The following is a 23,831-nucleotide window of genomic DNA, read 5'->3' on the forward strand; positions in this document are numbered from 1 at the left end:
CCATGGAACCCTACTACCTCATCACTGATCCACATGATGATCTCGCGGTCAGTGCCACCTGTAATAGAAAATCCGACTACCTACTCTGGAAAGAAATTAGACCAACCCTAGAAGACGATTTCGATATTTCGTGCCATACTTTGGCGGCTCGCACCGGCTTAAGCGAACGGCGAACGAGGGATATCACCATGGCCCTCTACCGTTTGGAGGAATTGCCGCGCACCAAACTGCTACAGGAAACCTACTACTTCCTCGATTTCTCTCGGCTTATCACCATTGATGCGGTCTTAAGCAAACTTGGTGAGGTAGACAGCGGCGTCCTCCAGCGTATAGACGCCGAATTGGAAAAGTACTTAACCCCCACAAAGCCGGGCCAAAGCTTTCCATCGAATGCTGCCCTTCGCCGAAAGCTCAATGGGCTTATCACAATGGAATCTTCGGACACCGGCGGAGACAAAGACTCCGAGGAAGGGGACGCACGAAATGACTCCTATTTCATCTATCCCACCGCGGGCGGAAGAGCAGGGTTAAACGTAGAGTTCGATGAAGATGCGCTCATCCTCATTGACGAGGTTGTTCAGCGTACGGCGGAAGAACACGGAATCAGTAAGGCCGATGCCCTGGCCCAGCTGATCCTCGGAAACATCGAAGATAAAACTCAGGTACATCTATATATGTACCGCGCCAGCGACGTAAATGCGGCTCCAGGTTTTATCCAGGGCTATGGGTGGATTCACCCAGATACTGCAGACCGTCTAACCCCGTCCACTACTCGCGATATGGACCAGGCGGCAACAAGGGTCAGCCCGTCCTACTCCACGCCGCCACTCATCGGTGCTTATGTGGAGGGTCGCGATGGTGTGTGCCGCTGGCCCGGGTGCAACCGCCCGGCCTTCAGGTGCCAAAAAGACCACCGGATCGATTTCTCAGACGGAGGAAAGACGGCGGCTGGAAATTTGGCCTCGCTGTGCCAGCACCACCACAATGTAAAGACGGATAAAAGCGCCTTTTACATCATGGATCCGCACAGCGGGGACATTGTCTGGCTCTTCCAGGACGGGCGGTGGGAATACGATGAACCGCAGGGCCCGCTAGCGGCGAAGAATAAGAACTGGGCGCTAACCGTGGCCCAGGCAATCGCCGCGCGGCGGAGTGCTGCCAAAGAAAGGGCTGATACTTAAACCGTGCGGGCCCGGGCGATGACGTCCGGCAAGTGCGCGAGCACGTAATCCACATCGTCTTCGGAAGTAAGGCGCCCCAAGGTGAACCGGAGGGACCCGATTCCTTCTTCCTCGCTGACACCCATTGCGGAAAGAACATGGGACATGCGGTTGACGCCTGCGCTGCAGGCACTGCCAGTAGATGCCTCAATCTGCAACGAGTCCAGCAACATGATGAGGCTATCGCCATCGGTACCGGGAAAAGAAACATGCAAGTGCGACGGCAAGCATGGCTCGGTGGAATTCACTACAACGTTATCAATAGAAGAGAGGATCCCATCCCGCAACTTGTTCCGGAGTGCAGCGATGCGCTCGTCCTCGGCAGCGCTTTCTGCGATGGATTCCTCCAATGCTGCAGCGAGCGCGGAGGCGCTAGCTACGTCTACCGTGCCTGGGCGAAGTCCGCGTTCTTGCCCGCCGCCGAAAGAAATCGGTTGCGGCGCAGGGGTGCGCTTGGCCAAAAGCACGCCAATACCGCGCGGGCCACCAAATTTGTGGGCGCTGGCGGCAAGCGTTGTGATGCCCAATTCCGCAAAATTGATGGGCAGCTTGCCCGCTACCTGCACCGCATCCACATGAAGGGGAATACCGGATTGTTGCGCGAGGGAGGCTAGCTCCTCGATGGGCTGGACCGCGCCGGTTTCGTTATTGGCCCACATGCAGGTGGCAAGATCTGCAGGTTTCGCGAAAGCGCCCCCATCGCTGATATGCCCGCTGCGGTCCACGGGGAGCAGATCCACGGTGGCGTCGGCTTGGGCAAGCTTGCTCACAGTATCGCGCACCGCTGGGTGCTCAATATCCGTCGAGATGATGCGGTTGGTATCTCCCGCCGCATAAAGACCTTGGATAGCGATATTGTCTGCCTCGGTGCCAGAGGAGGTAAAGACAACCTCGATAGGTTCGCATCCAAGGAGGGAGGCGACTTTCTCGCGGGCATCGTCAAGCACGGAGCGGGCCCTGCGGCCAGAGGCGTACTGCGCACTAGAGTTGAGCGATCCGGAGGCGGCAACCCATGCGTCGATGGCGGATTGGCGCATCGGCTGGGTTGCTGCGTAGTCGAAATAGTGCGGCATTACTGGCGCGCCTTCAATTCCTCGGTCAAAGCTGGGGCGATTTCGTGCAGGTCACCGACGACACCGAGATCCGCAATCTGAAAGAACGGCTCATCCTGGTCCTGGTTAATCACCACAATGGTGCCGGAGGTCTGCATGCCCGAGGTGTGCTGAATGGCACCGGAGATGCCCAAGCCAATGTAGAGATCTGGCGACACGGTCACGCCTGTCTGGCCCACCTGGTGGGTGGCATCGTAGAAGCCTTCATCGACGGCGTCGCGGGTGGCACCGACGGCGCCACCGAGGGCATCGGCAAGCGGCTCTACGACCTCGCCGAACTTATCGCCGACGCCGCGGCCGCCGGAAACCACAACCTTGGCTGCGGTGAGCTCGGGACGGGCGGACTTTTCGGCGGGAGTAAAGGAATTAACCTTGACATCCTTTTCGGTTGCCGCAGGCAGTGGCATTGGGGCCGCTTGAGTTTCCACCTGCTGGGGCTCCGCCACAACGGAACCGGGCTGCAGGGTATATATCGGGCAGCTACCAGAGGCCTGCGATGTGGTCTCGTAGGTGCCACCAAAAATGGTCATGGTTGCAGAGCCATCCGCCTCAATGGAATCCACATTGACGAGCGCCCCGGAAGCTAGACGAGCGGACAAGCGGCCCGCAATCTCGTTATTCGTCGGGCTGGCGGCCAGGACAATGGGCGCTGGATTGGCTGCGCCCAGGGCATGCAAAGCATCAACCTCAGGAATCACCAGGCGCTGGTCATAATCCTCCGCCGTTGCCTGCACCACCTGGGCGGCACCGAGGGCGGCTAGCTCGGCATCGAAGGCATCTGCCTGCTTGCCGACGACCACCGCAGACACCGTACCCAATTCGCGTGCGGCGGTAATGAGCTCACCGGTAACGGGGAGAATGCTGTCTGCATCGTGTTCAACAAGTACGTAAACGTGAGACATTTCTACTCCTAAATCAAGTTCTTTGCAGCTAGGAAGTCAGCAATCTTCTTCGCAGCATCCTGTGGCTGCGGCTCCGAGATAACCTCGCCTGCCGTGCGCGGCGGGCGCTTGGAAGAAGAAGTGACCGTCGTGGTCGGCGCAATGGCATCAATACCCAAGTCCGCCACGCTCAGAGTGGTAATCTCTGCCTTCTTTGCGGCCATAAGCCCCTTAAAGTTAGGGAAGCGCGGTTTATCAGCCTTATCGGTGACGGAAATAATCGCAGGAAGGGCCGCCTCGAGCTCCCAGGTTCCGCGGGCGTCTTCGCGGCTGCCTTTTACCGCGCTGCCCTGAAGCTCCACCTTGTGCAGCTCAGTCAATGCGGGCAATTGGCGGTATTCAGCGAGCAGTCCGGCAATCGTTCCGGTCGAGGCATCGGAAGCCTCATTGCCCAATGTGATCAGTTGGACATCCTCTAGCGTGTTAATCGCTGCGTTCAGGGTCCACGCGGTAGACAGTGCATCGGCGCCGGCCAGTGCGTCGTCGGATACGAGGACCGCATCATCTGCACCCATCGCAAGGGCCTTGCGGAGGGCTTCATCTGCTTGAGCGGGGCCCATGGTTAAAGCGACAACACGGTAATTTTCATCCGGATTATCATCGCGCAGGCGTAGCGCCTGTTCCACGGAGTATTCATTAATCTCATCAATGATGTTGTCCACGGAGGTGCGATCCAGGGTGTGGTCATCCTCCAGAGATTTGGTGGACCACGTATCCGGTACATGCTTGACCAGAGCCACAATCGTTGGCATTGGGGGCACTCACCTTTCCGATAGATTTATGTTGCGTAATTCTCTTCGGACGATAATACTCGGGGTTGGCAAAGCAACGCGATACCCTGTGAGCCAATTCGCGTAATGATGACCGCGAAAGGCCGCGTTCCCTTCAATTTCATCTGCTTTCTTAGCTGGTCAGGGTCCACATCTACGCCGCGCACAAGGATTTCTAAGCTGCCTGCATCATAAGATTTTAGTACCGATTTTAGGCGCTTTAAGGGGACCTTTTCTATGAATGGAAATCCCGACATTCCCTGTGGAATGCGCTCCCCCGTCAGGTACGCAATCCGCGGATCGATCTGCCACAATCCCTCGCGCGCCGCATAATGCTGCACGAGGCCCGCGCGCACTACTGCCCCGTCGGGGTCAATGAGATACGTGCCGATCTCGCCAGCCTCTGGCAGGTTGTGCTCTTCATCCGTGAGAACATCAATTGACTTGCCCTGAATCATCACCGCGTGCCTGCCCGTTCCGAGGCCAGGTGTGTAAAGGCACGCCTCCTTAACCGCTCCATTGACGCTGCTGACGGTGACCAATCCGTCCCAGTCACTAAACTCAAGGCCGGGTGCGCACTTGATGGCCACGTGTGCGTCCCGGTGCGCGGCGATCAGGTCCGGTAGCGGTGGCAGCAAATCCTCCGGACGGGAGATGCGACGCCCCGCCTTCCTACGGGCGGGATCGGCGATAATGACGTCCGCCGTGGTGGTCGTAGTGAGTGCATCTGCTTGAAAGAAAACGTTAGAAGCCAAATTGTGCCGGGCCATGGCAAGGCGCGAAGCATCGATATCGGAGCCGAAGTAGTCAAGGCTCGTTCCATAGCCTTCGGTACCGATGGAGCACGTGACATCGTGCACGGTGCGCATTCCCCGCTGCCGCAAGAACTCGGACCGATAGCGCGCAACCGACAGCGGGGTGGCTTGCTGGGCGGAATCGGTATCCATAAGCCAGGTCTCAGGCAGTTTTCCTCCCCGCCGGGCAGTAAGTAGCTCCATGGCACAGCGCGCATAATCGCCGTAGGCCGCTTTCAGCTTTTTTAGCTCCTTCAACTGCGAAGCCTTGCTCAGATCCAAGTCCAAGCTAGCCAGTTCGGCGTTATGTTCACTTAAGAAACGGACTTCATCGAGGTTAAAACTCATATGCGCTCTGTAGGGGTGGTGGCGAAATATTCCGCGTACTGCGGGTCATCGCGGGGATCGCCGATGACGGGGCGAAGGTCGGACGAGGAGGCATCATCAAGCACCTCCTGGACGGTGGAGTACTTGCATAACCGTTGCATTTGCGCCCATGTAGGAACTACGAGGCGGACGAGGCCTGCCCGCCAGCCCTCTAGGATGAGCTGCGGCGAAAACCACCCAGCATCATCGGCCTCATGCGTGTCCCCATCCGGTTCTTGCCCGCTAGGTAGCAGGCCGACGAAGAAAAAAGTATCGAACCAATGGTTTTTGCTTTGCCCCACCCACCGGGCCCATGGAAGAAGCATATCGGCATCAACGCGCATCCCGTTATTGCTAAGGAACTCGGTAAAGGAGATGGTGTGGTCTTCTAAGAGCCTACGCTCGCGGTGATACCGGCGCGCATTAGAAATCGTGCCGTCATCCCGGATCGCAAACAGCGTACCGGATTCCTCAAAGAGCTCGCGGGCCGCGGCAAAGACGAGGGCGTGGGCCTTGTACTTGGTCACGCCCATCCGCCGCGCCATAGACACGACAGACTTTCCGGCCCACAAATCACCGGAATCCCACGAACGCGGTGGGAAATCGCGCGGGTCTACCCCACCGCCGGGGAATACGGCATGGCCTGGGTAGTTGCGCATGGTGCTCACGCGTTCTTGCACCCAGACCTCGAGCCCGTCGGGGCCATCGCGAAGCAAGAGCACGTTCGCCGCCATGCGTCCGCCGTTAAACCCGGTGGTATCGCTAGCGTCGATCGCATCGAGCTGGTCATGAATCTGGTTGGTCATTAAGAAATCCGGCGGGCAAAGTATCGCTGCCCAATGCGATCTACTTGGATGGGCTGGTGGAAGGCCTGAGACAAGTTCTCCGAGGTCAGCACGGAGTTAATGAGCCCCTTTGCTACCACTTCTCCTTCATCCAGAAGCATCGCGTGGGTAAAGCCATACGGGATTTCTTCCACGTGGTGGGTGATCATGACGATGGCCGGGGCATCCGGATCCATCGCGAGATCGCCCAAGTATCCCACGAGATCTTCGCGCCCGCCGAGGTCCATGCTAGCAGAAGGCTCATCCAGGATGAGCAGCTCCGGATTGGACATCAAAGCGCGGGCGAGTATGACGCGCTTCTTCTCGCCTTCCGAAAGCGTGGTCCACGTACGGTCCTTTAGGTGGCTGGCGCCAACCTGGGTCAAGATGTCATCGGCGCGGGAAAAGTCCATGTCTTGATACTCTTCGCGCCACCGACCCAAGACCGCGTAACCTGCGGAAATGACGAGGTCATAGACCCGCTCATCCGCGGGAATGCGCGATTGCACGGCGGCGGAGGAAAGACCAATCAGCGCGCGCAGATCACGCATATCGGTCTTGCCAATTTGCTCGCCCATCAAAAAGGCCGTGCCCTTGGAGGGAAATTCCTCCGCGGCCGCCATGCGCACCAGGGAGGTCTTTCCGGCACCGTTCGGCCCGATGATGACCCAGCGTTCATCGAGCTCGACCTGCCAGTCCACGGGCCCTACCAAGTTCTTGCCACCGCGGCGAAGCTCCACGCCACGGAAGTCGATGAGCCAGTCTTGATCAGTTGGGGTTACGTCGTTCACGCCTTCCATTGTGACTGATCTATTCACCGCCCGCAGTAATTGACACAGCTCCGCCGACTTTAATACAGCGCGCTTGCCAGCTTCGTGCGCGCTTCAAGAACGCGCGGATCATTGCCGGCAAAGAGGCCGAAGAGCTCGAGCAAGCGTTCCCTGAGCTGCGCCTTCTCATCGCCGGCGGTAACCTTCATGGTTTCAATGAGGCGGTCAAAGGCCTTTTCAGGGGCACCTGCAACGACTTCGGCATCGGCGGCACGCATTTGCTTATCGATGTTCCCCTTATCCCCATCCGCAGCAGCAATCGGGTCCTCGGTTTGGTTGGCCGGGTCCAGCCGCTTGAGAAGCTTCGTTGTGTCCCGCGCCTGCTTAATCTGGGTATTATCCGGTTCCGCTTCCAAGATGGACTCATAGACCTTAATCGCGCCATCAAAATCGCCGGAGTTCAGGAAGGATTCTGCCTCCTGCAGGCGAGGGTCGTCCTCTTCTTCCTCCTCCGCTGCGGCCGGTGCAGACTCGAGCCCCTTAAGCTGCGGTCCGACGTTTTCTACCAAGCTATCCAGCCACTGCTTGAGGGCCTCCTTCGGCTGGGCTCCCTCGAAATTGGTCAGCGGTTGGCCTGCGCCAATGGCTATCACGGTAGGTAGGTTCTTCACGCCGAAAGCCTGCGCAACCTGTGGGGTGGCATCCGCATCCACGTAGCCTACGAGGAAGCTAAGGTTTCCCGCCGCAGCTAGTTCCTGCAGGTCCTGCTTTAGCTGGTCGGACTGGGTAGAGCGCGGGGTGCCGACAAGGACGACGACCGGCACCTCAGTGGAGCGGCGCACCACCTCAGTCTCAAAATTCGCCTCGGTGACGGTAAAAAATGGCTGGACTCCGTTAAACTGCGGCTGCTCTTGCGCCTGCTGGCGGGCTTCCGCACGCGCCTTGACCTGGCTGAGATCGAGGGCGCCGCCTACATAAGCATTATTCGCAGAAGTCATTAATCCTCCTTAGCTAAACGACGATTCACGGCGTCTACTTTATCTTTCAACTGATTCGTCACGCCTTCGCGGATATCGGCCTTAATAACCAACGAGGTGCGCGGCGATACCGCACGCACCGCTTCGGTGGCCTTCTTAATCGTGCCGAAAATCTCGTCCCACTCGCCTTCTACAAGGGTAAACATGGCGTTGGTTTCATTAGGCAGGCCGGATTCCCGCACTACGCGGACCGCCTCCGCCACGGCATCGGCCATCTCGCCGGAGTCATTATCCACCACTGCGGGTGCTACTGAAAATGCAACAATCATGCCCGCAAGTCTACCTTCGCTCCCAACAGTGCCGGTGCCAATGGCGGCGGTCATCGCCTTGCCTTCCGGTATCGCGCGGCCAGGCGACGATGTGGGCAACCCCAGGCGGAATATTCTGGTTACACCCCGGGCAAATATAGAATTTTTGCGCCCGCGCGGAACCGATGTGCCGCATGATGTACGGTTCCCCGTGCGTCCAGCTGGGGCCCTCGACCGTCTGCGAGCCAAAGAAGGTGGAGCCATCCTTGGGCAGCGGCCGGAATTCCTGCGGTTTTCGCCTATTTCGCCGTGGCATTAAAACAACCGCAATTCTTTCGACTCGAGCCCGCGCAGCTCTTGGTAATCCAAGACCACGCAGCGGATGCCGCGGTCTTCGGCAAGCGTTCGAGCTTGCGGCTTAATCTCTTGCGCCGCAAAGATGCCAGATACCGGCGCGATTAGTTCATCGCGGTTCAATAGCTCAAGGTAGCGGGTCAATTGCTCTACTCCGTCGATCCCGCCGCGGCGCTTGACCTCCACAGCAACATTCCGGTTATCGGCATCTTTAGCCATAATGTCTACTGGGCCAATGGCTGTGGGGTACTCGCGGCGCACGAGGGTGAAATTGGAGCCCAGGGTGTCGATCTTTTCGGCCAAAAGCTCCTGTAGGTGTGCTTCCACGCCGTCCTTTACCAGGCCTGGGTCTTCGCCCATCTCGTAGGAGATATCCTCGTGGATTTCCGCGACAGTGATGCGCAATTGCTCACCCTTCGGGTTTTCCACTAGCCACAAGACCTCGCCGGTGTCATTGCCATCCACGTCCTCGATGACGGATTCACTCACCGTACACGGCGGCGTCATCCAATTGAGGGGTTTATACGCGCGGTCATCGGCATGCACCGATACCGAGCCGTCTGCTTTGACGATGAGCAGGCGGTCCGCCAAGGGCAGGTGGGCGTCGAGCCGTCCCACGTAATCAACTGAACAACGGGCGATTACTAAGCGCATGGCTACTACCCTAGCCTGTTGCTATTGGCGCTTGGACTGCCGGGTGGCTCGCTCCCGTAACTGCTTGTAATCAAAGCGCTGTTGCCGCTTGGACGGCGCCGCCTCTACCCAAGCCTCGAAGGCCATGATCCCGCGGGCATCGGAAGCCAGCTCGTATTCCGCATCCCCGGTGCTAAAGTGCACCACCTCGGTGGCATCAGACATAAAAGAAGCCTCGTCATCATCCAAAGAACGAGAGTTCAAAATGCTGATGTCGAGGCGGTTAAACCACAAGTTATAGCGCGGGAACACGGAGCGCAGCTTGAAGTATTCAACAACTTCTCCGGTATAGCGCAGCACGCCATGGCGCCAAGAAAAGCTATCCTTCGCCGGCATTGAGCGCAGCAACACCGCGGTGCCGCGCGAGCGCAGGGTAAAAAATCGTAGGGCCGCCAGCAGGACTACCAGCAGTACCACCAACGCTAAGGCCCACAGGACCACCGAGATAACCGTTGAATTCATGGGCTCCACACGCCATCCTTGGTTAGTGAAAGAACAATTATTTGGATTGTAGCGCCTGATTCCGCCTCCGCGCCAATAAGAAAAGGCAAAGAAAACGTGAAAAAGCGCACCGGATAAATTCCAGTGCGCTTTTCTGAGAGCAGGAAGGGCGGCTATTGCTGCCCTCTCCTACCAATCCAAGGTTTATTCAGCCTTTGCTGCGCGGCGAAGTGCACGCAATGCAGCCTCACCGCGGGACTTGGTGAGCTCATGAGCCGAAGAGGAATCCTCTTCCGCCTTGGCCTCATCCACCTCATCGGACCAGATGGCCCAATCAGCGAGGACGGTAATCTTGTCCTGGGTAACGGAGAGGAAGCCACCCTGGACGGCGGCAACGCGCCGCGCGCCATCGACTGGGTGGATGGTCACTACGCCATTGTCGATCAATTGACCGATCACAGGCTCGTGACCGGGAAGCACGCCGATCTCACCCTCGGTGGTCTCAGCCGTCACTATGGAGGCCTGACCAGACCACAATGAGCGCTCGACGGAAACCAATTCGGCGGTGATGTCAGCCATGTGCCTCTCCCTACTTCTCGTTCAACTTCTTGTATGCAGCTTCGACGTCGTCCAAGCCACCCAAGCCGTTGAAGGCCTGCTCTGGGTAGTGGTCAAACTCACCGTTGCAGATGCGCTCGAAGGCATCGATGGTGTCCTGCAGCGGCACGTAGGAGCCCTCCAGACCGGTGAACTTCTGCGCGACGAAGAAGTTCTGACCCAAGAAGCGCTCGATACGGCGGGCACGCTGCACGGTCACCTTGTCTTCTTCAGACAGCTCGTCCATACCAAGGATGGCGATGATATCCTGCAGTTCCTTGTTCTTCTGCAGAATACCGATGACGCGCTGCGCTACCTCGTAGTGCTTCTCGCCCACGATGCCTGGCTCGAGGATACGAGAGGTAGAGGTCAGCGGGTTCACTGCTGGGTAAATACCCTTGGAAGCAATGGCACGGTCCAGCTCGGTCGTCGCATCCAAGTGGGCGAAGGTCGTGGCTGGGGCCGGGTCGGTGTAGTCATCGGCAGGCACGTAAACGGCCTGCAGAGAGGTAATGGAACGACCCTTGGTGGAGGTAATGCGCTCCTGCAACACACCCATCTCATCAGCCAAGGTTGGCTGGTAACCCACGGCGGAAGGCATGCGACCCAGCAGGGTGGATACCTCAGAGCCGGCCTGGGTGAAACGGAAGATGTTGTCAATGAACAGCAGCACGTCCTGGTTCTGCACATCGCGGAAGTACTCCGCCATGGTCAAGCCGGACAGGGCCACGCGCATACGAACTCCTGGTGGCTCGTCCATCTGGCCGAAGACAAGTGCGGTATCTTGCAGAACGCCCATCTCTTCCATTTCCAGGAAGAGGTCGGTGCCCTCACGGGTGCGCTCGCCGACGCCGGCGAAAACCGACGTACCGGAGAACTCGCGGGCAATACGGGTAATCATTTCCTGAATCAGGACGGTCTTACCCACACCTGCACCACCGAAGAGGCCAATCTTGCCGCCCTTAACGTAAGGGGTCAGCAGGTCAATGACCTTAATACCGGTTTCGAGGATCTCGGTCTTGCCCTCGAGCTGGTCGAACGCTGGTGGCTCGCGGTGGATGCCCCACTGCTCACCATCGCGGCCGAGGCCCGGCTCGTCGAGGCAGTCACCGAGGGCGTTAAAAACGTGGCCCTTGACGACGTCGCCGACGGGAACGGAGATAGGCTCTCCGGAGTCGACTACCTCGGCGCCACGGACAAGGCCATCGGTAGGTGCCATGGACACGGTACGAACGAGGTTGTCACCGAGGTGCTGAGCGACCTCAAGGGTGACGGTCTTTGCCACAGCTTCGAGCTTAATCTCGACGTGGAGTGCGTTGTACAGGGCCGGAAGTGCCTCGCGTGGGAATTCCACGTCCACCACCGGACCGATGACGCGCACGACACGACCGGCGACTGCCGAAGACTGTGCATTCTGCTCTTGCAGAGCTGTAGTCATAATCTAGTCACTTTCTGCGCTGTCAGATAGCGCGCCAGCGCCACCGACGATCTCTGAAATTTCCTGGGTAATCTGTGCCTGACGGGCCTGGTTGGCCACACGAGATAGGTCATTGGCAATCTCGGTTGCGTTGTCAGTAGCAGATTTCATAGCTGTACGGCGTGCAGCGGACTCGGAAGCCGAAGCCTCCAAGAACATAGCAAACAGGATACGCGAGACGTACTGCGGAAGCAGCGCTTCCATCAGGGTATCCGCGTCCGGCTCGAATTCGAAGTCCGCGGAAATGTTTTCCGTCGGCTCCGGATCCTCCAGTGCGGAGTCACCCATCTCGTACTCCTCGCCCTGCACTACCGGCTCAACAGGCAATAGCTGCTGCGCACGCGCGGTTTGAGTCAGCATGGACTCAAACTCGGTGTAGACCACATGCACCTGGTCAAAGCCGGTAACACCTGCGCCTTCACCTTCCGCATGCAGGCCCTCGCGGCCCTTGGTAGTGCCCTTAGAACCAGCAACGAAGCCATCGATCATGTGGCGACGCACATCGTGGGTGCCCTCCCAGGTTGGATCCTGAGAGAAACCATCCCAGCTGCCCGCTACCGCTTCCTCGCGGAAGTTGTAGTGGCCGATGCCCTTGCTGCCGGTGACGTAGCGAACTACCTCGTAGCCCTTGCTTTCGAGGAGGGCCTTGAGCTGGGCTGCCTTCTTGAAGACGTTGTTGTTGTAGCCACCGCACATGCCTCGGTCAGAGGTGATTACGAGAATCGCGGCGACGTTGCCGTCTTCACGCTCGCGCAGCATAGGGTGCTCTAGCGTCGACGCTGCAGCCAACCTGTTCATGACATTGGTCAGCTCAGTCGCATACGGCTGAGAGGCTTCCACCCGAGCCTGCGCTTTGGTAATGCGCGAGGTAGCAATGAGCTCCTGGGCTTTAGTGATCTTCTTAGTCGAGTTCACGGACCGAATGCGGTCGCGTAATTCGCGAAGATTAGCCATCGTTTCTCCTCCCTTCTTTCATATAGACGGTTAATTACGAGAGCTGAACTCTACTTAGCCGTCTTCCGGGAGACGTTGAGCTCGGTGCTTTTCACGTCATTTTCATCCAAAGGATCCACAGGCGCTTCGGTGCCCAAGTTGTGGCCCTCAGAGGTACGGAACGTAGGAGCGAACTCCTTGGCCGCAGCCTCGAGTGCTTCCTTGGACTCATCGCTCAGCGCCTTGCCGCCGGCAATCTGCTCAAAGACCTCTGGAGTATTGGCGTTGAGGTACTCGTGCACCTCGGCCTCGAAGCGGCGAACGTCTTCGACGGGAACGACGTCGAAGATGCCTGCCTCGGCGAGGTAAATGGATACCATCTGGTATTCCACCGGCTGCGGCGAGGATTCGGACTGCTTCAGCAGCTCGACCAGGCGGGAGCCGCGCTCCAGCTGCGCCTTGGACGCAGAGTCAAGGTCGGAGGCGAAAGCTGCGAATGCCTGCAGGTCACGGTATGCAGCCAGGTCGAGACGGAGGTTACCCGCAACCTTCTTCATACCCTTGGTCTGGGCCGCACCACCAACACGGGAGACGGACACACCGACGTTAATAGCCGGGCGAACACCCTGGTTGAAGAGGTCGGACTCCAAGAAGACCTGACCGTCAGTAATGGAAATGACGTTGGTCGGAATAAAGGCACTGACGTCATTAGCCTTGGTTTCGATGATGGGCAGTGCGGTCATAGAACCGGCACCCATGTCATCGGAAAGCTTGGCAGCGCGCTCCAGCAAGCGGGAGTGCAGGTAGAAGACGTCGCCTGGGTAGGCCTCGCGTCCCGGCGGGCGGCGCAGCAACAGCGAAATTGCGCGGTACGCCTCAGCCTGCTTGGTCAGGTCATCGTAGATAACCAGGACGTGGTTGCCCTGGTACATCCACTGCTGGCCCAATGCAGCACCGGAGAACGGTGCCAGCCACTTGTAGCCGGCGGAATCAGAAGCTGGGGCCGCCACGATGGTGGTGTAATCCAGCGCGCCGTGCTCCTCAAGGGTACGGCGCACGCTGGCGATGGTCGAGCCCTTCTGACCGATGGCGACGTAAATACAACGGACCTGCTTGTCCTTGTCGCCAGACTCCCAGTTAGCCTTCTGGTTCAAAATGGTATCGATGGTCACCGCGGTCTTACCGGTCTTACGGTCACCAATGATCAGCTGACGCTGACCACGGCCAATCGGGGTCATCGCATCGATAGCTTTGATGCCGGTCTGCATTGGCTCTTCAACCGGCTGGCGCTGCAGCACCGAAGGTGCCTGCAACTCGAGGACGCGCTCCTCTTCGCTTTCGATTGGGCCCAAGCCGTCGATGGGCTGGCCCAGTGGGTTAATAACGCGGCCGAGGAAGTCCTCGCCCACGGGGATGGAAAGGACCTCGCCGGTCCTCTTAACCTCGTCGCCCTCCTTGAGGGACTCGTAGTTACCCAGCACCACGACACCAATGGAATTGGTGTCAAGGTTCTGTGCGACGCCAATTACGCCGCCGGGGAACTCGAGCAGCTCATTCGCCATAACGGATGGCAGGCCAGAAACCTGCGCAATACCGTCAGCTGCCGAAATGACCACGCCGACCTCCTCACGGGAGGCCTCCGCGGAGTAGCTCGAGGTGTAGTTCGCAATCGCACTACGGATCTCGTCGGAGGAGATCGTCAGCTCCGCCATGTTCTTCCTGCTCTCGGTAGTATCTTCCAGCACTTACTTAAATCGTTTCTGTCGTTTCGGCTACACCATCTGGGCGCGGAAGCGGGCAATCTTGCCTGCCGTCGAACCGTCGATGATTTCATCGCCGACGCGGATGCGCATGCCACCGAGGAGGCTGGTGTCAACCTCAGAGTGAATGGACATCGCACGACCATAAATTTTGCCCAGCTTCTCAGCGAGTACTGCCTGCTGGCCTTCATTCAATTCACCCGCAGCGACCACGCGTGCGATGGTGCGATCCTGCAGGGCTGCTGCAGTATCGGCCAATCCCGCTACGTCATCAATGGGGTTCTGCTCTGGGCGGCTAATGGCCTGCAGCGCGAGCGCTTCAGTAAACATCGTCACCTTCCCGTAGAGCACGTTTGCCAGCAATCCGCGCTTGCGTGCGGATTCAGCAGTTCGATCGGAAAGCAGCTGGGTAAGCTCGCCCTCGCGGTCCAGAATCTGCGCCAAGCGGAAAAGCTCGTCTTCGACCTGGCCCAACTGGCCCTGCGCCTCGGCGGCGCGCAGCAATGCGCGGCGACCCAAGGATACAAGCCCGTTGACGAAGTCCTTTGGCGAAGACCACTGGTTCGCCGCAGCTTCCTGCAAGATGCTCAAAGCACCGGCAGAAACCTTGGAGCCAAAGAGATTCTCGGCCAAGGACTTGCGTGCTTCGGCCGGGGCCGCAACGTCAATGAAGGACACACGCAATTCGCGGTCCCCATCGAGAACGTCGACGACCTCAAAAATGTCCAGGCCCGCTTGGACTGCACTAGCGACGTTCTTATCGCCAGCGAGGATTTCATCCACACGGGATTGTGAGTTCGCGAGTGCTTCGCGGCTAGCTGCCTTCATAGTTGCCTACTTTCCGGCCGGTGCCACAGAGTCGAGCTCGGACAAAAATCCATCGATGGTAGAGGACTTCTTGGAGGCGTCAGATAGCTCGCCGCCCAGAATCTTTTCTGCCAAGTTGATGGAGTTCTGCCCCATTTCGGAACGCAGCTCAGTAACAACCTGCGAACGAGAAGCTTCCAACTGCTTTTCGCCATTGGCGACGATGCGGCGGGATTCCTCTTCCGCTTGGCTCTTCGCATCAGCCTCGATCTGCTTGCCGCGCTCGCGCGCCTGCTCGCGGATCTCGGCTGCCTCTGCGCGGGCATCAGCCAGCTGAGCATTGTACTTTTCTAGAGCAGCTTTAGCCTCGGCCTGTTGAGCCTCAGCGCGCTTCATGCCGCCCTCAATCCGGTCTTCACGCTCTTCGAGCAACTTGGTGTAACGAGGAAGTACGAACTTCCAGAACAACCAGAGAATTACGATGAAGCACAGCAAAGACCAGAAAATGTCATAGTTCTTGGGCAGAAGAACGGAGAAGCTACCCGAACCTGGGTTCTCCTCGCCCTCTGCTGCAAGCAAATAAACGACGTTATTCATAGGTCTCCCGTCTTAAAAGTTTCGGTTTGGAAAACTCGTACTTTTAGAACAGGAAGCCGGCGACAAGGCCGATAAGGGCCAAGGCCTCGGTGAAGGCGATACCCAGGAACATGGTGGTACGCAGCTGACCGGCCATCTCCGGCTGGCGAGCCATAGCCTCAACGGTCTTGCCGGCGACGATGCCGATACCGATACCAGGGCCAATAGCAGCCAGGCCGTAGCCGATGGTGCCGAAGCCTTCGAACGTCGTAGCAGCATCCTGTGCCAGAATGATTTCGTTCATGGTGAAAGTCGTTCCCTTTCGTAAAAATCTTCAGTCCGAACCGGACCGAATGTCAGTGTTGTGTAATTAGGTGGATTACTCGGTCGCGCTCGTCGACCTCGTCCTTAGTGCGAATCAGCGTGCAAGGACAACTCAATGTACACCGCCGTCAACAGGGCGAAGATGTACGCCTGCAAGAAGATGACCAAGATCTCGAACAGGCTCATAGCCAAGCCCAAGACCACGGTTAGCCCAGACAGGACGGTCCAACCATTTAGCTGCCAGAAGAAGAAGTTCGTAGCAGAGAAGAGAAGAACCAGGATGATGTGTCCAGCAAGGAAGTTCGCCATGAGACGAATTGCAAGGGTAACCGGTCGCAGAATGAACGTAGAGAAGAACTCAATCGGTACCACCAAAACGTGCAATAACGGTGGCAAGTTCGGAATCACTACTGAGGAGCGAATGAACTTACCAAAGCCATAGCGCTTGGCACCGGCGTAAATCATGACGATGTACGAAACGGCTGCCAAAACAATTGGCATACCAATACGACCGTTGGGCGAGACGTTAAGCCCCGGAATAACGGTCGCGACGTTCATAAACAGAACCGCGAAGAAGATGCTAGCGATAATTGGCAGGAATCGCTTTCCCTCCTTCTTACCCAAAATGTCCTCGGCGATATGGACGCGGACGAAATCGACCGCATTCTCGCCAACATTCTGAATGCCAGAAGGAACCAACTTAGGGTTCTTAAAGGCAGCCCAGAAAAGGATCACCACAATTAGCGTCATCAAAATGCGAATCAGCATCAGGCGATCAAGCGCGAACCATCCATTGGCGAAGTCGCCAAAAAACAGATGGTCGGCATCAATTTGCCCCGGGAAGAATTCTTCACCTAGATCGGGCGTATGGAAGTGCCCTTTCATAGCCAATGTTGTAACGCTCAGCGTTCTCTCCCGTGTTCGGGCCACACAGCCAATTGCTGGCTTCTGTGGTGCGATGGACGTCTCAAACTCTCTGCCTTGAACACGGACTCCGTCGCACATCAGCGTGAACAAGACAGGGATTTACCGTTGCAGGATTTAAGCGCAACACTTAACCCCGCGGTAACCCGTTGCAAATCGTATCAGCTGGATCAACAGTTTTTGCACGTGGGGGCCCCATAGGCCACACCCGATAGCGCCATTTCCACCTTTTGCCATACAAAACCGCGCTATTCCTGCCCAATTCACAAACGTGCAGTTGATCACACCCTCGGACCAACACACCCCCTCGGGGGTGGACTACTTCCATTAATGCCAGCATGCGGGCACAAAAAGGCCGCCGAGCAATCCCAATGCGCGACGGCTTAACTCTTTTTGCCCTACTCAGGACACGTAGGTAATCCTGGAGGTGACCACGGCCCAGACCTCAGAGCCTAAGGTAACGATGAGTGCTACGACGACGGTAAGAAATAGCGCCCACGTGTCATAAAAATCCATGTCCCGAATAATGGCTAGGACGCCAATCAAGACGATCAGCTTGATTAGCCAACCGCCCAATACCACCGCGATGGTGGTGGAGGGCGTCGAGTGGGCGGTAAAGAGCACCGAGAGCGCGGTAAACAAGACAAAGCCACCGCCGAGGGCAGCGCCGACGATAACGCCCCAGAGCCCGGCGACACCCTGTGCCCCACCCCAGACGGCGAGAGAAATGATGGTAAAGATGCCGAGGGCGGTAGACCCTTTCTTTACGGCACGCTGCAGCGGCAGGCGCGGGTCATCGAAATTAGCATTTTCCGTTGTGTCACTCACGGACATTCACCCTACCTCACGCGCTCGGTGAGTCACGTACTACGCAGTCATCCGACGACCTGAGACCAATCTTGCCCTGCCGCAGTGGAATCAGCGTCGCACCAAAGGCAACTAACAGCGCCATGATGGACAGGCCGATCGCCACTGGGGCTGGCACGATGGAAAACGACACCGCTCCAAAGGCCACCGCGGAAACCCAGAGGTACAACACCAGCACGGTGCGCCGGTGCGTATGCCCCAGAGACAAAAGGCGGTGGTGGATATGCGCCTTATCCGCAGAAAATGGCGAGCGCCCCTGTGATAGGCGGCGAATTACTGCCCAGACAAGGTCTAAGACTGGAATAAACACCGCAGCGATCACCACGAGGATAGGTGACATAAGCGCCACCATGTCCACGGTGCCGTAGAGGGACATGTTGATCTTGCCGGACGCGGAGGTGGAGGCCGCGGCGAGCAAGAGCCCGATAAGCATAGAGCCGGAATCGCCCATGAAAATTCGGGAGGGTTCAAAGTTATGGGGCAAAAAGCCTGCACACATTCCCACCAAAGCGGCGCTGATAATAGCAGGTGGATACGCCGATACCGCTCCGCCTTGGTCATGCAGGACGGTCAGCGAGAATATTAGAATAGCGCCGCCCGCGATGAGCCCAAGGCCTGCGGCTAGGCCATCGAGGCCGTCAACGAAGTTGATGGCGTTGATGAGAAGGACCGTGAAGAAAGCGGTAAGGAGGGTGCTTTGAATCTGGTCGAGCACTACCGTGGTGCCGCCACCGAAGGGGATAAAGAGCAGCGTCCACGTCAGACCCAGACCACTCATAAGGGCGGCGGCAAAGAGCTGCCCAAAAAGCTTGATGAGGGCCCCGAGTTCCAAGTAGTCATCGGCAATACCCAAAAGCACGATGGCCAGCGCCGCCCACAACACCGCACTCATCTCTGGAGTCACCGGCATAAACCCGCGAGTCAAGGCTGGAAGCTGGGCGGCGAGGAATATCGCCGCGCCAAAACCGGTAAACATGGCGAGCCCACCCATGCGGGGCGTCGGCTGGGAGTGGGAATCGCGCAGGCGGATTTCTGCCACCCGGCCCGTGCGGACCAAAAAGGATCGCACCACTCCGGTGGTCAGGTAGGTAAATGTCGCTGCAACGAGGATGACCAAGGCCAACTCGCGCAGCGGTACGCCAGTGCCGCTCACGCGAAATGCTCCTTCTATCCTTGGGGCCGGGTGCGCAACGAGTCAGCAGAGACGCCGAGGACCTCGCCAATCTCCTCCGCGGATAATGCACCTTCGCGCAGCAGGAATGGATGGTCACCGGAAAGGTCGATGATGGTGGAGGGCTTGCCGATGGCCGTCTCTCCCCCGTCCAAATACACGGTGACGGCCTTGCCCAATTGGCCCTTGGCCATTTGCGCCGTGGTTGGTGGTTGGTGTCCAGAGATATTCGCAGAAGAAACCGCCATCGGCCCCACCTCGCGCAGCAGCTCGATGGCAATCGGGTGAAGGGGCATCCGCAGCATGACGGTACCGCGGGTATCTCCCAAGTTCCACGGCAGGGACGGCGCCTGCGGCACCACGATGGATAGTCCGCCTGGCCAAAAGGCTTCGACGAGGTCACGGGTGGAATCGGGGTACGAGGCGACGAGGCCGCGAACGGTGTTCCAGGAGCCGACGAGCACGGGAACCGGCATATCCGGCCCACGCTGCTTGGTGGCAAGCAGATTAGCTACCGCGTCATTGTCGAAGGCATCGCAGCCCAAACCGTACAGCGTATCGGTGGGCATGACCACAAGCCGCCCAGACTTGGCGGCCTTGGTGGCGATGCTCACGCCTTCCTCACGCTCGGCGTCATCGGCGCAATTATAAATTTTTCCTTGCATCAATAGTCCCCTTCTTGCCCGACGGTGATGCCTTAGTCTACCGCGCGCCGCGCGGTAATAAAGCGCGGCGTGCCTGTTAGGTCCCTAAGCGGCGCGATATGGGAAAAGCCACCGTGGTCACGCACCGCATCGCGCACTGCATCGCCAGTCGTATCGTCGTGTTCAATCGCCATGACCCCACCAGGCCGCAAAAGCCTGGCGATGGTGGGAATCAACCCGCGGATTACTCCCATGCCGTCATCGCCACCGAAGACGGCCACGTGCGGATCGTGATACACCTCCGGTTGCAAGTTCGGATCTTCCGGTACATAAGGCGGGTTGCTCACTATGAGATCGACCGTGCCATTCCAGTCCGCCAGAGTCTGACTGTCGGTCGCGTCCGCTTGCACCACCTCTACCCGAGTGCCGTGGGCATTGGCGCGGGTGAATTCGAGGGCGGCATCGGAAAGCTCGACCGCCCTCACTTCCGCCTGCGGTACGTAATGCTGCAGGTAGAGCGCCAGCGCGCCCGAACCTGAGCACAAATCCACCATGCGCCGGCCTGGTGCGTGGTGGACCGCCCAGTCCGCCATCACCTCCGTTTCCGGGCGCGGAATGAACACGCCTGGGCCCACCTTTAGATCTAGGGGCCCAAACCACGCCGTGCCCAGCACGTATTGCAGCGGCTCGCGCTGTTCCCGCCTGCGCAAAAGCGCCTCGAAGGCAACCTGGAAGCCGGGCATGGGTGGCTCATGCAGCGGAATATCCAAATGCCCGCAGTGAATGAGGTGCGAGATGAGGATGCGCGTATCCCATTCGGGGCTTCCTACTCCAGCAACGCGAAGGCGCTGCACCCCATGGCGCAGCGCCTCACCGTACGAATCCATCGACCGCTCTTATCCCTCAGCCTCAAGGCGCTCGGCGCGCTCCTGGTCCTGCAGGGCCTTGATGAGATCCTGCATATCGCCGTTCAACACGGAATCCAGGTTATTGGCCTTGTAGCCAATGCGGTGATCCGTAATGCGGTTTTCCGGCCAGTTATAGGTGCGCACGCGCTCGGAGCGATCCATGGTGCGCACCTGGGAGGCGCGCTGCTCGCCAGCCTCGGCCTCGCGAGCATCGCGTTCCATCTGGTCCAGGCGAGCCTGCAGCACCTGCAGGGCACGGGCCTTGTTCTGGATCTGCGAACGTTCCTTCTGGCAGGTAACAATCAACCCCGTGGGCAGATGGGTAATGCGCACCGCCGAGTCGGTGGTGTTCACGCCCTGGCCGCCCTTACCGGAGGAACGGTACACGTCGACGCGGATATCCTTGTCATCGATATTGACCGATTCGACCTCTTCGGGCTCCGGGTACACCAGCACACCGGCGGCAGAAGTCTGAATGCGCCCCTGCGATTCCGTAACCGGCACGCGCTGCACGCGGTGCACGCCGCCTTCGAATTTGAAGACGGACCATGCGCCATCGCGCGTCGGAGACTTAGCGCGGAAGGAGATAGTCATGTCCTTCACGCCGCCCAAGTCGGATTCGTTAAGGCCCAAGACCTCCCACTTAAAGTCGATCTTATCGGCAAAACGCTCGTACATGCGGGCCAAGTCGCCGGCAAAGAGCGCGGCCTCTTCGCCGCCGGCACCGGCCTTGATCTCCATGATGATGTCTTCCGAGTCCTGCTCATCGCGCGGGGCGAGCAGGTCAGCCAACTTTTCTTCCAGCTCTTCCACAGACTCGGCTAGGCGGTCCGCTTCTTCCTGGAAGTCATGGTCTTCATAAGCCATCTCCTTGGCGTCCGCGAGATCCTCGCGCGCCTGGGTCAGCTCATCGTTGACCATGATGATGGGGCGCAACTCCGCGTACCGCTTGGACAGCTTGCGAAAAGCCTGCTGATCGCCGGCGACTTCTGGGTCGCCCATCTGCATTTCAATGCCCTGGTATTCCGACACAATGTCATCAACCATGGAAACTTGATTAGACATAGTCTTCCTCGTCCTTATCCGCTGCCATCGGTGCAGAAGAAGCTACCTGCATGAGGAACTCGCCATTCGAGCGGGTCTTCTTAAGCTGCTTGATCAACAGGTCAATTGCCTGGTGGGAATCCAGAGCCGACAGGATGCGGCGCAGTTTGGTCATGATGCGCGCCTCTTCAGGCACTAGCAGGAGCTCGTCCTTGCGGGTACCGGAGGGGTTGACGTCCACAGCCGGGAATACGCGGCGCTCCGAGATCCCGCGGTCCAGCTTCAGCTCTGCGTTACCCGTCCCCTTGAATTCTTCGAAGATGACGGTATCGCCGGTAGAACCGGTCTCCACCATCGCGGTGGCGATGATGGTCAGCGAACCGCCCTCTTCGATATTGCGGGCAGCGCCCAAGAAGCGCTTTGGTGGGTAGAGCGCATTGGAATCCACACCACCAGACAAGATGCGGCCCGATGCCGGGGAGGAGTTGTTGTACGCGCGGCCCAAGCGGGTGATGGAATCCAGCAGCACCACGACATCCTTGCCCTGCTCCACCAAGCGCTTTGCGCGCTCGATGGCCAGCTCGGAGACAGAGGTGTGCTCTGATGGCGGGCGGTCAAAGGTCGAAGAAATGACCTCGCCCTTCACGGAACGCTGCATGTCCGTGACCTCTTCAGGGCGCTCATCCACCAGCACCACCATGAGGTAGCACTCGGGGTTATTGGTAGCAATCGCATTCGCGATGTTTTGCAAGATCGTGGTCTTACCGGCCTTCGGCGGCGAGACGATGAGCGCGCGTTGACCCTTACCAATCGGCATAATCAGGTCGATGACGCGGGTGGTCAGGATCTTCGGGTCCGTTTCCAAGCGCAGGCGCTGATTGGGATACAGCGGCGTGAGCTTATTAAAGTGCGGGCGCTGCTTTGCCTCTTCGGGATCGATCCCATTGACGGTATCGACCTGCACCAACTGGTTGTACTTGCGGCGGTTGCGGCCATTGCCGTGCGTGTGGGTAGGCCCAGCCACCTTGACCTGACCGGTAATGGCATCGCCAGAGCGCAGGCCCAAACGGCGCACGATGTTCTTATTAACAAAGACATCCGCATCGCCCGCGCGGTACCCAGTGGTGCGCAGGAACGAGACGTTATTGTCTACGACATCTAAGATGCCGCCGACAGCCTGCAGCTCATCGCCCTCGCGTACCTGCAGGTCATTGCCGCCGCCGTGGTTATCATTATTGCCCCGGCCACCCCGGCGGTTCCGGCGGTTGCGACGGCCGCGGCGGTTGCCGCGGTCAAAATTATTATCGTCATTGCGATTATTGCGGTGATTATTATCGCCGTTCTTATCGCTCTGCTTGTCTCCCTGGTTATCGGAGCCATCCTGGGAGTCCTCGCGGCGGTCCTGGTGGCGATTCTGGTTCTGCTCCTGCGCATCACCCCGGTTATTCTCGCCCCGGTTATTGTCGCCCTGCTCTTGGCGCTCTTGACGGCGGGCGCGATTGCGGCGCGCGCGGCGGGCCTGCGACCGCGACTCATAGCGCTGGTCGTCGCCGTTGTCCTTGCGGTCTTTGCCGCGATTGTCCTGCTGCTCGCCGAACTTGCCGTTATCGCTCTCGCCGCGATCATCCTTCTTGGACGGCTTATCTTTCTGCTTGGCAGACGCCGCATCCTTCGCGGGTTTCTCGGCCTTTTCTGCCTTTTCTGCCTGCTCTATTTTTGCCTTCGCCTTTGCGGGAACCTGACCGGTCTTAATGGCGGTAATGAGATCCCCTTTGCGCAGGGCAGAAACGCCGCGAAGGCCGCGTTCGGCGGCCATTTTGCGCAATTCCGGCAGCTTCAGGGATGCGAGATCCTTTGCCGCGGTGTTGTCCGTATCGCTCACGGATATCCTTTCGTTGCTTGACCAGGTCCATAGTTAGGATCCGCCCTCCCCCACTTCAGGGAAGCTTGGGCGGGTGCACTGGAAGCCGATGTGTATTTTTCTTATCTTTTCGCCCTCGTGCCAAGGCGCTAAAGCGCCTTGCCGGGGCAATAAGCATGAGGCCTCTTCCGGTTACCTTAAGGGAAATCCCCCTTGTAGCCAGTACGCGGGGGCGGAAGAATTCAAGAAACGACTGTGGGCAATGTATAACGATGGGACCTGTCACTGGGCCCGATTGCATAGGATTGGGAAGATTTTCCCGCTTTCCTATCAGCCGAAGGCAATTATAGCGCATTCGCTTCGCGGTG

The 23,831-nt window shown here is 58.5% G+C and carries 26 protein-coding genes; 1 reads left to right on the forward strand and 25 read right to left on the reverse strand.

Annotation, left to right across the window (positions count from 1 at the left end; genetic code table 11):
• The first annotated feature begins 2 nt into the window (after window positions 1-2).
• On the forward strand, window positions 3-1,181 hold the full coding sequence (locus tag ABRP93_RS02465) for an HNH endonuclease signature motif containing protein (protein ID WP_023026372.1): 1,179 nt from the start codon (window positions 3-5) through the stop codon (window positions 1,179-1,181).
• Here the strand turns inward: ABRP93_RS02465 and ABRP93_RS02470 are convergent.
• From ABRP93_RS02470 to rho, 25 genes are all read right to left on the reverse strand, one after another.
• Window positions 1,178-2,293 carry a cysteine desulfurase family protein gene (locus ABRP93_RS02470; RefSeq protein ID WP_349886765.1) on the reverse strand — a complete coding sequence of 372 codons (1,116 nt, stop codon included), beginning with the start codon at window positions 2,291-2,293 and terminating at the stop codon, window positions 1,178-1,180. The two genes, ABRP93_RS02465 and ABRP93_RS02470, sit on opposite strands and share 4 nt — an antisense overlap.
• Window positions 2,293-3,234, reverse strand: a complete 942-nt coding sequence (locus ABRP93_RS02475; RefSeq protein WP_349886766.1) for an electron transfer flavoprotein subunit alpha/FixB family protein — start codon at window positions 3,232-3,234, stop codon at window positions 2,293-2,295. Before ABRP93_RS02475 ends, ABRP93_RS02470 begins: the two co-directional genes overlap by 1 nt.
• 8 nt (window positions 3,235-3,242) lie before the next feature.
• Window positions 3,243-4,025: an electron transfer flavoprotein subunit beta/FixA family protein gene (locus ABRP93_RS02480; RefSeq protein WP_023026369.1), complete on the reverse strand. Its 783-nt coding sequence runs from the start codon at window positions 4,023-4,025 to the stop codon at window positions 3,243-3,245.
• Window positions 4,026-4,051: 26 nt separating this feature from the next.
• On the reverse strand, window positions 4,052-5,185 hold the full coding sequence (locus ABRP93_RS02485; protein ID WP_349886768.1) for a THUMP-like domain-containing protein: 1,134 nt from the start codon (window positions 5,183-5,185) through the stop codon (window positions 4,052-4,054).
• The gene (locus tag ABRP93_RS02490; protein WP_349886769.1) at window positions 5,182-6,009 is read right to left on the reverse strand and encodes an NUDIX hydrolase; all 828 of its coding nucleotides are present in this window, start codon (window positions 6,007-6,009) and stop codon (window positions 5,182-5,184) included. The genes ABRP93_RS02485 and ABRP93_RS02490 overlap by 4 nt, the downstream gene beginning before the upstream one ends.
• Complete coding sequence (locus ABRP93_RS02495) at window positions 6,009-6,827, reverse strand: ABC transporter ATP-binding protein (RefSeq protein WP_349886770.1); 819 nt, start codon at window positions 6,825-6,827, stop codon at window positions 6,009-6,011. The genes ABRP93_RS02490 and ABRP93_RS02495 overlap by 1 nt, the downstream gene beginning before the upstream one ends.
• A gap of 50 nt (window positions 6,828-6,877) precedes the next feature.
• A complete protein-coding gene (locus tag ABRP93_RS02500; RefSeq protein WP_349886772.1) occupies window positions 6,878-7,795 on the reverse strand; it encodes a tetratricopeptide repeat protein in 918 nt (305 codons plus the stop codon).
• The gene (locus tag ABRP93_RS02505) at window positions 7,795-8,103 is read right to left on the reverse strand and encodes a thiamine-binding protein (RefSeq protein ID WP_349886773.1); all 309 of its coding nucleotides are present in this window, start codon (window positions 8,101-8,103) and stop codon (window positions 7,795-7,797) included. The genes ABRP93_RS02500 and ABRP93_RS02505 overlap by 1 nt, the downstream gene beginning before the upstream one ends.
• A 10-nt stretch (window positions 8,104-8,113) precedes the next feature.
• On the reverse strand, window positions 8,114-8,398 hold the full coding sequence (locus tag ABRP93_RS02510) for an Rv1322 family protein (RefSeq protein WP_237791990.1): 285 nt from the start codon (window positions 8,396-8,398) through the stop codon (window positions 8,114-8,116).
• A complete protein-coding gene (gene nucS / locus ABRP93_RS02515) occupies window positions 8,398-9,090 on the reverse strand; it encodes an endonuclease NucS (RefSeq protein WP_349886775.1) in 693 nt (230 codons plus the stop codon). Before nucS ends, ABRP93_RS02510 begins: the two co-directional genes overlap by 1 nt.
• Before the next feature lie 21 nt (window positions 9,091-9,111).
• Window positions 9,112-9,591 (reverse strand): DUF2550 domain-containing protein, encoded by a 480-nt coding sequence (locus tag ABRP93_RS02520; RefSeq protein ID WP_349886776.1) that lies wholly within the window; start codon window positions 9,589-9,591, stop codon window positions 9,112-9,114.
• A 183-nt stretch (window positions 9,592-9,774) separates the two neighbouring features.
• Entirely contained in the window at window positions 9,775-10,149 is a 375-nt protein-coding gene (locus tag ABRP93_RS02525; RefSeq protein ID WP_023026361.1) for a F0F1 ATP synthase subunit epsilon, read from the reverse strand.
• A gap of 10 nt (window positions 10,150-10,159) precedes the next feature.
• On the reverse strand, window positions 10,160-11,605 hold the full coding sequence (gene atpD / locus ABRP93_RS02530) for a F0F1 ATP synthase subunit beta (RefSeq protein ID WP_005280201.1): 1,446 nt from the start codon (window positions 11,603-11,605) through the stop codon (window positions 10,160-10,162).
• Between the two features lie 3 nt (window positions 11,606-11,608).
• Entirely contained in the window at window positions 11,609-12,598 is a 990-nt protein-coding gene (locus tag ABRP93_RS02535) for a F0F1 ATP synthase subunit gamma (protein WP_023026360.1), read from the reverse strand.
• A 50-nt stretch (window positions 12,599-12,648) separates the two neighbouring features.
• Window positions 12,649-14,289: a F0F1 ATP synthase subunit alpha gene (gene atpA, locus ABRP93_RS02540; RefSeq protein WP_023026359.1), complete on the reverse strand. Its 1,641-nt coding sequence runs from the start codon at window positions 14,287-14,289 to the stop codon at window positions 12,649-12,651.
• Between the two features lie 60 nt (window positions 14,290-14,349).
• Window positions 14,350-15,165 carry a F0F1 ATP synthase subunit delta gene (locus tag ABRP93_RS02545; RefSeq protein WP_023026358.1) on the reverse strand — a complete coding sequence of 272 codons (816 nt, stop codon included), beginning with the start codon at window positions 15,163-15,165 and terminating at the stop codon, window positions 14,350-14,352.
• A gap of 6 nt (window positions 15,166-15,171) precedes the next feature.
• A complete protein-coding gene (locus tag ABRP93_RS02550) occupies window positions 15,172-15,741 on the reverse strand; it encodes a F0F1 ATP synthase subunit B (RefSeq protein ID WP_349867160.1) in 570 nt (189 codons plus the stop codon).
• A 43-nt stretch (window positions 15,742-15,784) separates the two neighbouring features.
• The gene (locus ABRP93_RS02555) at window positions 15,785-16,024 is read right to left on the reverse strand and encodes an ATP synthase F0 subunit C (RefSeq protein ID WP_005280196.1); all 240 of its coding nucleotides are present in this window, start codon (window positions 16,022-16,024) and stop codon (window positions 15,785-15,787) included.
• 104 nt (window positions 16,025-16,128) lie between these two features.
• On the reverse strand, window positions 16,129-16,929 hold the full coding sequence (gene atpB / locus ABRP93_RS02560) for a F0F1 ATP synthase subunit A (RefSeq protein WP_349867157.1): 801 nt from the start codon (window positions 16,927-16,929) through the stop codon (window positions 16,129-16,131).
• A gap of 441 nt (window positions 16,930-17,370) precedes the next feature.
• A complete protein-coding gene (locus tag ABRP93_RS02565) occupies window positions 17,371-17,802 on the reverse strand; it encodes a Cg1360 family ATP-synthase-associated protein (RefSeq protein WP_023026355.1) in 432 nt (143 codons plus the stop codon).
• A gap of 10 nt (window positions 17,803-17,812) precedes the next feature.
• Window positions 17,813-18,988: an MraY family glycosyltransferase gene (locus ABRP93_RS02570; protein WP_023026354.1), complete on the reverse strand. Its 1,176-nt coding sequence runs from the start codon at window positions 18,986-18,988 to the stop codon at window positions 17,813-17,815.
• Window positions 18,989-19,002: 14 nt separating this feature from the next.
• Window positions 19,003-19,671 (reverse strand): L-threonylcarbamoyladenylate synthase, encoded by a 669-nt coding sequence (locus ABRP93_RS02575; protein ID WP_349867153.1) that lies wholly within the window; start codon window positions 19,669-19,671, stop codon window positions 19,003-19,005.
• 32 nt (window positions 19,672-19,703) lie between these two features.
• Window positions 19,704-20,537 carry a peptide chain release factor N(5)-glutamine methyltransferase gene (gene prmC / locus ABRP93_RS02580; RefSeq protein ID WP_349867151.1) on the reverse strand — a complete coding sequence of 278 codons (834 nt, stop codon included), beginning with the start codon at window positions 20,535-20,537 and terminating at the stop codon, window positions 19,704-19,706.
• Window positions 20,538-20,546: 9 nt separating this feature from the next.
• On the reverse strand, window positions 20,547-21,623 hold the full coding sequence (gene prfA / locus ABRP93_RS02585; RefSeq protein ID WP_349886778.1) for a peptide chain release factor 1: 1,077 nt from the start codon (window positions 21,621-21,623) through the stop codon (window positions 20,547-20,549).
• A complete protein-coding gene (rho, locus tag ABRP93_RS02590; RefSeq protein WP_349867145.1) occupies window positions 21,616-23,484 on the reverse strand; it encodes a transcription termination factor Rho in 1,869 nt (622 codons plus the stop codon). The genes prfA and rho overlap by 8 nt, the downstream gene beginning before the upstream one ends.
• Window positions 23,485-23,831: the final 347 nt, after the last annotated feature.

The organism is Corynebacterium sp. KPL2850 (genome assembly GCF_040225855.1).
GTDB lineage: Bacteria > Actinomycetota > Actinomycetes > Mycobacteriales > Mycobacteriaceae > Corynebacterium.

Bases quoted from the DNA above. Each gene is read 5' to 3' on its own strand.
- ABRP93_RS02520 (WP_349886776.1), bottom strand. From the start codon at position 9,591: ATGAATTCAACGGTTATCTCGGTGGTCCTGTGGGCCTTAGCGTTGGTG.
- prmC (WP_349867151.1), bottom strand. From the start codon at position 20,537: ATGGATTCGTACGGTGAGGCGCTGCGCCATGGGGTGCAGCGCCTTCGC.
- ABRP93_RS02505 (WP_349886773.1), bottom strand. From the start codon at position 8,103: ATGATTGTTGCATTTTCAGTAGCACCCGCAGTGGTGGATAATGACTCC.
- atpA (WP_023026359.1), bottom strand. From the start codon at position 14,289: ATGGCGGAGCTGACGATCTCCTCCGACGAGATCCGTAGTGCGATTGCG.
- ABRP93_RS02550 (WP_349867160.1), bottom strand. From the start codon at position 15,741: ATGAATAACGTCGTTTATTTGCTTGCAGCAGAGGGCGAGGAGAACCCA.
- nucS (WP_349886775.1), bottom strand. From the start codon at position 9,090: ATGCGCTTAGTAATCGCCCGTTGTTCAGTTGATTACGTGGGACGGCTC.
- ABRP93_RS02565 (WP_023026355.1), bottom strand. From the start codon at position 17,802: ATGTCCGTGAGTGACACAACGGAAAATGCTAATTTCGATGACCCGCGC.
- ABRP93_RS02490 (WP_349886769.1), bottom strand. From the start codon at position 6,009: ATGACCAACCAGATTCATGACCAGCTCGATGCGATCGACGCTAGCGAT.
- prfA (WP_349886778.1), bottom strand. From the start codon at position 21,623: ATGTCTAATCAAGTTTCCATGGTTGATGACATTGTGTCGGAATACCAG.
- ABRP93_RS02500 (WP_349886772.1), bottom strand. From the start codon at position 7,795: ATGACTTCTGCGAATAATGCTTATGTAGGCGGCGCCCTCGATCTCAGC.
- ABRP93_RS02475 (WP_349886766.1), bottom strand. From the start codon at position 3,234: ATGTCTCACGTTTACGTACTTGTTGAACACGATGCAGACAGCATTCTC.
- ABRP93_RS02510 (WP_237791990.1), bottom strand. From the start codon at position 8,398: ATGCCACGGCGAAATAGGCGAAAACCGCAGGAATTCCGGCCGCTGCCC.
- ABRP93_RS02480 (WP_023026369.1), bottom strand. From the start codon at position 4,025: ATGCCAACGATTGTGGCTCTGGTCAAGCATGTACCGGATACGTGGTCC.
- ABRP93_RS02525 (WP_023026361.1), bottom strand. From the start codon at position 10,149: ATGGCTGACATCACCGCCGAATTGGTTTCCGTCGAGCGCTCATTGTGG.
- ABRP93_RS02465 (WP_023026372.1), top strand. From the start codon at position 3: ATGGAACCCTACTACCTCATCACTGATCCACATGATGATCTCGCGGTC.
- ABRP93_RS02485 (WP_349886768.1), bottom strand. From the start codon at position 5,185: ATGAGTTTTAACCTCGATGAAGTCCGTTTCTTAAGTGAACATAACGCC.
- ABRP93_RS02545 (WP_023026358.1), bottom strand. From the start codon at position 15,165: ATGAAGGCAGCTAGCCGCGAAGCACTCGCGAACTCACAATCCCGTGTG.
- atpB (WP_349867157.1), bottom strand. From the start codon at position 16,929: ATGAAAGGGCACTTCCATACGCCCGATCTAGGTGAAGAATTCTTCCCG.
- ABRP93_RS02495 (WP_349886770.1), bottom strand. From the start codon at position 6,827: ATGGAAGGCGTGAACGACGTAACCCCAACTGATCAAGACTGGCTCATC.
- ABRP93_RS02470 (WP_349886765.1), bottom strand. From the start codon at position 2,293: ATGCCGCACTATTTCGACTACGCAGCAACCCAGCCGATGCGCCAATCC.
- ABRP93_RS02555 (WP_005280196.1), bottom strand. From the start codon at position 16,024: ATGAACGAAATCATTCTGGCACAGGATGCTGCTACGACGTTCGAAGGC.
- atpD (WP_005280201.1), bottom strand. From the start codon at position 11,605: ATGACTACAGCTCTGCAAGAGCAGAATGCACAGTCTTCGGCAGTCGCC.
- ABRP93_RS02575 (WP_349867153.1), bottom strand. From the start codon at position 19,671: ATGCAAGGAAAAATTTATAATTGCGCCGATGACGCCGAGCGTGAGGAA.
- ABRP93_RS02535 (WP_023026360.1), bottom strand. From the start codon at position 12,598: ATGGCTAATCTTCGCGAATTACGCGACCGCATTCGGTCCGTGAACTCG.